Raw genomic sequence first — 10,585 nt, 5'->3', positions numbered from 1 at the left:
AGGCAACTCGTAATGACTGGGGACCGTAGAAGAGAACGGTGCAATAAACGCCACAAATTAAGGCGAAAGCCAATATCCTAAAGCGGTTTTCGTACACGTCATACCCTGCAAGGATCAGGGCAAGGGATAAACACACCATGCAACCGATAACGGCCGTACAATAAACCAATCCATAATCAAGCATTGCCGATGTGCTTGTCATACAATACCTTAACCTCATTGAAAAACTATATTAAATTCATTTTACTTTAGTGTATTACTTTATACAACAAGGTTTATGACCTTCAGGAGGAAATGGACTATTTCTTTCGCCTTCTTGGGCCGCGGGCTCGAATGTGGTAGAATTAATAGTGATTTGAGCAGGTTATAGGAGCATCCATCAATTGAAGAAAAGTCCAATAACCATAGTTAAAATATTCGAATGCGGTAAACATGGGCAGCGGTAAAACGATCGCCCGTGCTACCGTTGTCGTTCTCGGACTTAGCCTGCTTTCCCGCCTTGCCGGTTATGGCAGGGACGCGTCTATCGCCTACCGTTTTGGAAGTCACGGTCCGACGGACGCCTTCTTTGTGGCTTCTCTGATTCCTAACGCCTTCCTGGGTATTATCGGACTGGGTCTGGCGGCGGTTATCGTACCGCTGTTCGCAGAATACGCCGGTCAAAACCGTCGCCAAGAAGCGTCCCGGCTTATGAGCCTTGTGATTAACGTTGCTACAATAATAATTATTGCTTTTGCCCTGATTGGGATGCTTGGCGCGCCCGTCATCGCCCGTATGATGGCCGGCGGCTTCCAACCGGAAACCCTGCAGCTGACCGCCAGGTTGATCACCATTATAATGCCTGCCGTTATATTCATGGTCCTTGCCGGGATATTTCAAGGCATTCTCAACGCCAACAACGTTTTCGGACCGCCCGCCGCAGGCCCTGTTGCCATGAATATCGTCATAATACTTGCGGCCTTGCTGGCAGGTAAATATTATGGTGTTTACGGACTTACGCTGGGCGCTATGGCCGGAAGTGTCATTTATATGTTAATACAGATCCCAGCGCTTCGTTCGATGAATTTCCGCTATTCCTTATATTTCAACCTGCGCGATCCCGGGTTGCGCCGCGTGCTGACAATGGTCCTGCCGGTCATGCTGTCCTCCAGTGTCGGTATGATTTATACAATGGTTGACTGGCGCCTGGCTTCCGGTTTAATTGAAGGGAGCATCTCATCCTTAAGTTTCGCCAATAAACTGATTAGCATCCCCCAGGGCCTTTTTGTAACCGCGATAACCACCGCAGTCTTCCCGACATTAAGCCACATGATGGCCGGCGAAAAGAGAGGGGATATGGCGGCTATCTTACAGCGCGCCATAAAAATGGTCCTCCTGCTGGGAATCCCGGGAACGGTAGGTCTCATAGTTCTGCGTGAACCGGTGGTGGCTTTGCTCTACCAACGCGGCGCCTTCGATGCGCATGCCACGCAAATGACCGCTTTCGCCCTTCTTTTTTATTCCGTGGGTTTTGCGGGCTCTTGCTTAAACCTGCCCTTGACACGCGGCTTTTTTGCCATGCAGGACACCCGCACCCCGTTTCTCGTATTGGCATCCACGCTTGTGGTAAAGTTTTTATTCAATATTTTGCTTATCCGATTTTTACAGCACGCCGGGCTGGCGCTGGCAACCTCGCTTACCGCGCTGCTTAACATGTTCGTCCTTTCCTGGATTCTTAAGCGGCGCCTCCCGGGGTTATTCGGCAGTTCTTTCTTCCCCTTTGTTGCAGGAACGACTACGGTGTCCGTCATCATGGGCTTGGCCGTTTACCTGCTCGACGGATGCCTCGCGGGGCATTTTGCCGGAGGTTTCTTCCCGCTTCTTACCCGCGTATGCCTTGACATAGCAGTAGGAGGAACCGTTTTCCTGTTCCTAGGTTTTCTTCTTCGCCTGGACGAGCTTAGATATTTATTCAAGATGGGGCGCGGTTTGTTTCAGGCACGCTCACAGATACAAAAATAGACAACCATTTTTTTAAAAGAGAAGTTGCCTCCAATTATGTAATATAATTTGTAAAGATGTGGAAGGATTTTTTAAATCTTTGGCTAATGTCAATAAATAAAAGCTTGTAAGAAGGATTGTTTCTTGCACCGAACCATTTTCCCGGCAAGCGTAATTGGAGGAAATAATGAGTGAATTCCGGGTCTTGTTAAGCGGCAGGTCGCCCCACTGGCGCGAGAGTCTGGCCGCAGCCCTAAAAAACAATGGCTTCTTTGAAGTTATAAGAGCCGTATCTGTCACCGAACTGGTCGAAACAGCTTCACTTCTATACCCGGACGTGGTGGTCTGGAAGCTTGAGGACGAAAACCCTTTCTCCATCATTTCGGAGCTTCACGTAAAATGCCCATTTACACTTCCGGTATTACTCGTGGAGGATCCGAAAGATTATGACCTGTTCAGTCTCCTACGGGTCGGCGTGCGGGGTTGTTTGCCGGTTCGCCTTCTTCCGCGCCAATTAATCCTCGCGCTTGAGCTCATAGTTAAGGCGGGAGTCCTGTGCATACCCCGCCTTTGGCCTGACTTTTTCGTAAACAGGGAAGAAAGGTTCACGGCGGATTTCAGCCCCTTGACAGGAAGAGAAAGGGAAGTCCTTTCCTTGTTGAAAAACAATCTTTCCAATCAGGAGATTGCTCGAAAGTTGGTGCTTTCAGAGTCAACGGTAAAAACACATATTAAAAACGTCTTTCAGAAGCTCGGCGTCAAGAACCGGTCTGAAGCCCGCGCACTGGCCTTTTCGCTTAGGCTTGCAGACGAAAGCGAAAGCCGTCCGTTATAAACGCCCAAATTTTAGCCGACTTAATCTCATGATTCCTCCATTAACCCGTGTTCTTTCCCGTCGCGAATTTTTTATACTATCCTCGAAGAATAGTTGTGGAACAAAATTATCCCCCCTCTAAGGCACCATAATCCATAGCCTAATACCATTATCTGTCTATACGATCTCTTCAAATCAGAGCCATCGTTGGCTTCTAATTCGGCACACCCTTTTCATATCCTCGCCAAGTACTAATCATACCATCTTAATATTTACTACTTTTTTCCTTCTTGTTGTCGCTCGATTCATGATATATCCTAATATGTAATATGTGCCATATAATCTATATACTAACAAATATAACAGTTAACAACAAAAATATTCAGCCTACGAAAGGAATATAAAAAATATAGCCCGCCGCAGGTTCGGCAGACTCTCGGCACTCGGTGCGGGAGGGTCGGACAAAGTACAGGGGGTGTATGCGCTCACAATTCCTCATGGTTCTATTTGTGCTGTAAGTACATGCTGCCGGAAGTTACAGATTTTCGAGACTCGGCGAAAAATGGTTTTGGTCTTCCGGTCCTTATAACGTCGTCCGAAAGGTTAGTGCGGCTTTTTACATTCGTCGATTGTCGGTTGTCAACGAACTGCGGGATATTTAGTAATTTATATTGACTGTTCGACAGGCGCTTTTCAAAACAATTGTTCCCGTTGGTTGCAGCCAAGTAAAACTAAATGGCCCAGCGTTTCCCAGTTTCTTATAAACATATATTAATTAACCGGAAGGGAAGCGCATAATCATAGGCCGCCATATGAAAGGGGTGATGTATGCCCACTGCAATTGGGTTCAAGAGGAAGAATTGATCCGGAGTCTATGGTACCGAATCGGTTAATTCAAAGATTCCAAGAGGGAGGAGGCCTTTAATGCCGATTAATATCAGATGGCGCAAGGCTACAATATTCTTCGCCGTATTTGTTTTATGTTGTTTCGCATTCGCCGGGACGGCGCTTGCCGCGCATATGGAAATCTACGTGCCCGGCAGCGACCCTATTGACGGGACGGATACCAACGTAGTAAAGGCCGATCACATCTACGATTACACCATCGAGGCCACCGGCCTGCAGAAAGACCTTGACCTGTTCTGTGATGACAACATTCAATTCGGGTTTCCTTTCCCCGAGTCGGACAACTTTAACGAGGCTAGAGGGAAAACGCTGACGGTCTACGTAACGGTTGACGGCGCCGTTTACACCGTTCCGGTGGTTCCTTGTATTAAAGAAAACGTGTTAATAGTGACAGGGCATCCTTCAGGTATCGACTTTAACGGGGACCTCGTGTCTCTTACCATTCAAAGTCAGAGCTTCCCGCGGGAGGGAACCGTTACCGGTTTCAAGATCGAGGGCCTCAGGGTCAAGAATCCAAGGGAATACGGCAAATACTGTGTAACCTCTGTACAAAGCCTCGTCTGCGACTGGTTTGAATGTATGAACCTGAACGTGGTGGAGACCGTCGGCAACATCGACGTAAAGTGCGATCTGGGTTGCATGGTAAACGGCCAAAAGGTGACGTTCTTCGGGCGCGTTTTGAGGACCGACGGAGCGCCGTGGGCTTACACGTCCTGGCCGGTGGTAGTCGAAATACGCGACAGCGCAACCGGCAGGCTGGCGCAGGACCCTAACACAGACCAATGGGTTAAGGACTGTACGTCAAGAGACATTCATCTAAACCCCTGCTCCGGCGTGCCTATTCAGCCTGTTGTTACGCATACCGATTCGAACGGCAGATTCCAGGCCCAACTTACCTTACCGGCATGCCCGGGAACCTACTATGTTGTAGCCCGCACCATCGAAGTCAGGGATGAGAACGTCGACGAAGCCGTCGAATACTTCGATACCGCGGACAGCTGGAAGGTTCCGGCCGAATCCATTGAGGATATCAAGAACGCAAATGCCGTAAACCGCAATCACATCTTGCGTGGTATCGTACCACCGGCGGCAAAGGCACATGCCTGGGTCCAGTCGGATCCTTACAGAGATTTTCGTATTGTGCCGGGAGTGCCTTTTGCGATCACCATGAATGATCTGGGCGCCCAGCTTGACTGCAGCCAGTGTTACGAACTAAGAATCGTCCTCCGCGACAAGTACGGAAACGTAACAATGAATACCAATCCCTGTTGTGTTCGTATTGGTGACAGCGTAAATAACTGTAACCTGGCTCCCATCAAAGTAGACCTGAAGGCATTCCAGAATATCGGCGGCGCTGAAGTAATCGCAGGCCGGTTCTACAGCAACCCTAGGGACTGCTCTGCTCAAGCAAGCCAAATCGACCATACGTATATCGCCCCGGGCGCAGACGGCGTAAGCGTATGGTTCCATCCCGACTCCGAGTACAAAGGTAATATCAATATCCGGGCCAGTTCCATCATCAACGACGTTCACAAACTGTACCAATTGTGCGATATCGAAGTCAACTGTATTGGTATAAAAGTAGAGCCTTCCGTGAAGGTACCGTGCACAGACGGAAGCCCGAGGGCCGGCTGGCTGGTAAAGGTCTCAGTGTTCCATAAATACCCGACCCAGAAAATGCGTGTCGAACTGCTTGATCCGAAAACACGGCTGCCGGTCAACTGGGCAACGTGGGACACCGAAGGCGTGGTTGAGTTCGAGCACAAGGGCAGATTCACCAGCGGGGATACTTATGTACACCCGAATGTGAGCTACGATATTTATAAATCCGATATTTATATTTACACCAACCGTACCGTAGAAGGCAAATTACTGCTGGTAAAACTAGTCAATGAAGAGCGCAATGCATACGGCGAAGCCCTGCTCCACCAGAATCCATTCTGCTCTCCGGTGGAAATGAATCGCTTTGTAAAGGAAGACACCTGGCAGGTTATCTCCACGCCTAAGAAGCTTGCAGGCGCGGGAACCATGTGCAGCCTTGTCGGATCCAACTACACCGACGCTCTGACCTACGACGAAAAAAACAAGACCTGGAACGCCGTTACGACCCAACAGCTTGATCCGCTCCACGCTTATTTCATTAAGACGAAACAGAATCCCGATGGTGATTACTTCCTTGCGAAGTACATCTTTGACCGCACGGACCATCCGGGCGGTACCATACCTCCTACCAGAGACCTGCCTCAAGGCTGGAGTCTCGTAGGAACATCCCTGGATCGCGGTCAGTGGGAATACATTGAGTGGTATCCATGGGACGAATACTCTCAACCGTCGTCACTGTACAAGATGCTGGGAACCACCTGCGACCAGTGCAAGAAGGTGTACAATCCGGGCGGTTTGCCTGATAATTGGACACCAGCATACCCGGTCAACGACCTGGGCAACCTGGCCCCGTTTGTAGCCGCGGATATAATCCCGGATCAAACTTGGTATCTTGACGACAAGTATTACACGGTGTTCAACGGCGACGGCTACTGGCTCTATCTTACTCAGCCTGCCACGCTGGTTGCAGAGACCCAGCTGGAGCTGGTTGATCCCTAGACCCTGCAAGACTTACAGTTTCGTTACCTGCGCGGCGAGCGCCGCGCAGGTAACTTTTCCTCCGGCTTTTACATCGCAGACATTCACTAAGGGGTTTTTAGAATGAACAGAATCTCCAGTAGATACGTAAATACTTTCGTTATAAGCGCAGTAATGTTGTTTTCAGTCCTACATGCCGCTCCGGGATTTTCCCAACCGGAATCGACAACTAAATCGTCTGTACCGTTCCCCGCTATTTATTACGGAACGGTAAAAACAGAAAGCGGACGTCCGGTGGCTTTCGGCACTGTCCGTGCATACGCTTACGGAGCACCGTGCGGAGAAATTCATTTTTTAAACGGATGCTTTGGTTTGCCGGCCGACGATTACCGTATTAAGCGTTTACTCGTGTACAGCGACCATGACTTAACAGGGGCGGAAGTGTCCTTTGAAGTTGACATCAACGGTCAACCGCAGCCCACAAGAACGTCCGGCAAAATAATTTGGGAAAGCAGGGCCAAAGAGCGCGTAAACGTTATTGTTTACGCCGCGGAAGCCAGTATCCCGTTAGCGTTTGCCGATTTACAGGATCACTGGGCAGCCGAGGAAATTCAGCAGTTGCTGGACGACGGCTTTATAAGCGGTTATAGAGATCACACCTTCCGGCCCGAAAACACAATCACCCGCGCCGAATTCGCCTCAGTGCTTTCCCGTGTCTTAAGTCTGGGCAACGGCGAAGCGGAATATCTGGACGCATTGGATGATAAAACGGATGTCCCCGTCTGGGCATACGACAGCATCGCGTCAGTCCTTGGGACAGGCTTGCTTCATGGTTATCCGGGACCCGGTGGCAAAGTAGCTTTCCTTCCCGCAAAAACGCTTACCAGGGTTGAGCTTGCCACGGTACTGAGCAGGGCGCTTGCTCAAACCGTCGGCGTCCATCCCGTCCCAGAGACCAATTTCACAGACCGGTCTCAAATCCCCGGTTGGGCGCTGGAATCGGTCAAAATCGCAACAGAATCAGGATTGATCAAGGGATTCCAGGACGGCACTTTCAGGCCGCAAAACCAGGTAACACGCGCCGAAACCGCGGTCATGGTTCAGCGCCTGTTACAGATACTCGAAAAGGAAGGAGTATTACCATGAATCGATGTAAACGAAGTTTCCTCGTGGTTTTTTCGGCGCTCGTTATAGTTGTCACACTTTGCAGTACGGCATTGGGTTATGAACCGATAGTGCCCACATCCTACGAGGGTACGGTCAAAAATAAAAGCGGAGCACCGGTCCAGAAAACAGGTACAATTAGGGTTTTGATAGACGAAAAGGCATATACGGAGTCTACAATGTCAGGAGGAAAATACAGCGCGACCTTTGAAGGGGAAATAAGTGTTTTAAACAAATCCGTTGTGTTCCTCGTTGTAGTAGATGGAAAAGAGTATCAAACACAAACCGAACCGTCCGAAGTTAAATACCAACCCGGCGCAATGGAGCAAGTGAATATAATCGTTGATATTCCCGCCGATTCAACTTCCGGAACCGGTACATCGGGAGGAGGAGCATCAACTTCGCAGATTCCTGCGGCGCCTACGGCCCAACCCCCGGCGGGAAGCTATGACAAAAGCGTAGTAGTCAGCCTGTATCTTACCGGAGGCGGAACAATTTATTATACCACCGACCAAAGCGATCCCAAAACCAGTTCCACCGCTGACAAATACACCGGGGCCATAACCATAAACAACGACATTACGATAAAGGCGGTTAGTGTAAAAAATAACTGTTATAGCCCGGTTTCCGTCTTCTCTTACAAGATAAATCTTGTTCCTACCGTCATTCCGCCAACCTCCTTGGTCGATATCGACAATCACTGGGCAGCGGAAACAATCCGGGAAATGGTCTATAAAGGAATCGTCGCGGGGTATCCGGACGGTACATTCCGTCCGGAAAACACAATAAACCGTGCCGAATGCGCCGCCATACTGAGCCGCGCCCTCGGCCTGCCGGCGGGTGATACGGGAATGCTCTCCGGGTTCGCCGACAAAGACACCATCCCGGTGTGGGCTCAAAACGCAATCGCGGCGGCGTTGGGAGAAGACCTGATAAAGGGTTATCCCGAGGCCGGCGGCAATACAACCTTCCAGCCGCTGAAGCCGATCACCAGGACGGAACTTGCGGCTATTTTAAGCAGGACCCTGACCCAAGAAGTCACCGTTGAAGAAGGGAATTCCCTCGTTTTCACGGACCAGGCGCAAATCCCTTTATGGGCTCGGCAAGCCGTCGACATTGCGTCGCAGGCAGACATTGTTGCAGGCTACCCCGACGGAAGCTTCAAACCGTCAAAAGTGGTCACCCGAGCGGAAGCAACGGTGATGGTGGAACGTCTATTAGAGAGAATTTAAGGATGCTAAAGGAGGTGGTACAGGGGTGAGATATATGGTTCTTCGACGGAAAAAGTCTTTTAAAAATTTATTTGTTGGCTTGTGCACCATATTCTTCTTAATGGCCGTAACAGGTGCGGCCATGGCGGATGAAATCCCGTCCCTCCCGGCTATTTATTACGGTACGGCATCTCAGGACTGTAATGGAAATATACAACCGGTCGTCTCGGGAACCATTAAGGCGTTTATCGACGGGGAATTGCGCGGGGAACTCACTTTTAGCGGCGGACAATACGGTATTCCTGCGGACGACCCCTGCCAGCCGAAATTGCTCGTTCAGGGTTATTCTTCCGATGAAGGTAAACCGGTAACATTTATGGTTTATATAAACAACTACCCTTACGATGCGCAAACAAATCCTTCACCCGTACTCTGGTCAAGCGCAGACAAGCGGGAGATTAACGTTACCGCGGGATGTGGCGCCGGGGTTAAAGGCTTTGCGTTCCTTGAGAAAATTCAACCGAGTGATCCGGAGCCGGACCACCTGGGAACAACCGTAAAAGCATCCCAGAGCGGGACGGAAACACAAACGACTACCATATCGAGCGGCTACTACGAGCTTTCCGGTCTGCAGCCGGGAAACTGTAACGTAGAGTTCAGCCGCCCCGGTTGGAAAAAGGCTGTAAAGTCTGTCACCCTGACGGAAAGCGGATTCACCGAAGTGGAACCGGTGACCCTTTATGTCGGCGACATGAACGGCGACGGTTCGATCAACATTCTGGACCTCTTGTGGATGGCAAGCAAAATGGGACCCGTTACGGGAGAATCCCAGATCGCAGACGTCAATAAGGACGGCCAGGTCAATATCCTGGACCTGCTGAGAGTAGCTCAGAATATCGGCAAATAGCAGTATTCTCGTAATTATACGTCAAAGGGGGAACTGAGTTTTGAAGCGAAGAACACTCGTATTTACCCTTTTAGGAATGCTGGCCCTGTTGTGCTTGGCGGTTCCTTTATGGGCGGCCGGAACGACACTGGGCCCCGTCGGGCCGGCAGTTGTAGTCACGGGTCAGGAATTCCAGGTCAACATTGAGGTGAGAGATGTCCAGGGATTGATGGGAACCGAGTTTAAACTGGCATTTGACCCTGCGCTGCTTGAAGTTTTAGAGGTCACTAAGGGAAACGTTTTCAGTAGTCCGCTCGAGGTCGAAAAGACAATCGATAACAGCGCAGGGTTTGTTGAATACGGCGCTATAGTCCTTTCCGCTTCCGATGCTTTCTCCGGCACAGGCAACGCCGCGGTTGTCAAATTCAATGCAAAAGCGGTAGGTTCAAGCGCCCTGACGCTCAGTAACACCCTTCTGGGAGCCGAAGGCGGCGCGTCAATCAGCCACACAACCTTTTCCGCAACGGTTACAATTCAGGCGCCTGATACAGATCCGCCGACCGTGACCGGCACCGACCCGGCGAATAACGCCGCCGGCGTTCCGGTCAACAAGACCATCACCGTGACCTTCAGCGAAAACGTGCTGCAAGGCGCCAACTTCGGCGATATCGCGCTTAAGGACGCCGGCAATAACACCGTGGCGGCAACCAAATCCATAACCGGCAAAGTGTTGACCATTAATCCGGATGCCGATTTGTTTTATAACACCGCTTTTACGGCAACCATTCCGGCGGGCGCCGTAAAGGACGCCGCCGACAACATTCTGGCAAGTGTCTATACCTTCGGCTTTACGACCGAACAAGAGAACGACATTACAGCGCCGACCGTGACCGGCACCGACCCCGCGAATAACGCCACCGGCGTTCCGGTCAACAAGACCATCACCGTGACCTTCAGCGAAAACGTGCTGCAAGGCGCCAACTTCGGCGATATCGCGCTTAAGGACGCCGGCAATAACACCGTGGCGGCAACCAAATCCATAAC

General features: G+C 50.5%; 7 protein-coding genes. All 7 read left to right on the top strand.

The window, feature by feature from the left end:
• Positions 1–432 precede the first annotated feature (432 nt).
• The gene (gene murJ / locus AB1500_09855) at positions 433–2,001 is read left to right on the top strand and encodes a murein biosynthesis integral membrane protein MurJ (protein MEW6183460.1); all 1,569 of its coding nucleotides are present in this window, start codon (positions 433–435) and stop codon (positions 1,999–2,001) included.
• Between the two features lie 166 nt (positions 2,002–2,167).
• Positions 2,168–2,815 carry a response regulator transcription factor gene (locus AB1500_09850; protein ID MEW6183459.1) on the top strand — a complete coding sequence of 216 codons (648 nt, stop codon included), beginning with the start codon at positions 2,168–2,170 and terminating at the stop codon, positions 2,813–2,815.
• A 903-nt stretch (positions 2,816–3,718) separates the two neighbouring features.
• The gene (locus AB1500_09845; GenBank protein ID MEW6183458.1) at positions 3,719–6,301 is read left to right on the top strand and encodes a hypothetical protein; all 2,583 of its coding nucleotides are present in this window, start codon (positions 3,719–3,721) and stop codon (positions 6,299–6,301) included.
• A gap of 351 nt (positions 6,302–6,652) precedes the next feature.
• Positions 6,653–7,426, top strand: coding sequence for an S-layer homology domain-containing protein (locus AB1500_09840; protein MEW6183457.1), 774 nt, complete (start codon positions 6,653–6,655; stop codon positions 7,424–7,426).
• Positions 7,427–7,623: 197 nt separating this feature from the next.
• Complete coding sequence (locus AB1500_09835) at positions 7,624–8,676, top strand: S-layer homology domain-containing protein (protein MEW6183456.1); 1,053 nt, start codon at positions 7,624–7,626, stop codon at positions 8,674–8,676.
• 121 nt (positions 8,677–8,797) lie between these two features.
• Positions 8,798–9,562, top strand: coding sequence for a dockerin type I domain-containing protein (locus AB1500_09830; protein ID MEW6183455.1), 765 nt, complete (start codon positions 8,798–8,800; stop codon positions 9,560–9,562).
• Between the two features lie 40 nt (positions 9,563–9,602).
• Positions 9,603–10,585, top strand: a 983-nt coding sequence (locus AB1500_09825) for an Ig-like domain-containing protein (protein MEW6183454.1), incomplete at its 3' end; no start/stop codon positions are given.

This window comes from Bacillota bacterium (genome assembly GCA_040755295.1).
In the GTDB taxonomy this organism is placed as follows: domain Bacteria; phylum Bacillota; class Desulfotomaculia; order Desulfotomaculales; family Ammonificaceae; genus SURF-55.
The sequence above is the reverse complement of the archived record's forward strand: the minus strand, read 5'-3'. Positions and strand labels throughout refer to the sequence as shown.